General features: G+C 51.9%; 1 protein-coding gene. It reads left to right on the top strand.

Annotated features, from left to right (window positions below; genetic code table 11):
- On the top strand, nucleotides 1-243 hold a 243-nt coding region (locus ACYVTD_RS19155), incomplete at both ends, for a ClpP family protease (protein WP_461249163.1).

Genomic DNA, 243 nt, shown 5'->3' with positions numbered 1-243 from the left:
CACTGTCGGCGGGGATGTTGAGGCGGGGCTTGCGATTGCTGAGATGATTGCGGGGGTTTTAAAGCCGGCTGTTTTGATTGTTATAGGGGGGGGGCATTCGGTTGGGGTGCCTTTTGCGGGCTCTGCGAATCATAGGTATATAGCCAAGACAGCAACGATGACATTGCACCCTATACGAATGTCGGGGGCGATAATTGGTGCGAGCCAAACATATGAATATTTCGAAAAAGTGCAGCAGCAGGT

The organism is Treponema sp. R6D11 (assembly GCF_054786075.1).
This window is presented reverse-complemented; position numbering and strand designations above follow the sequence as displayed.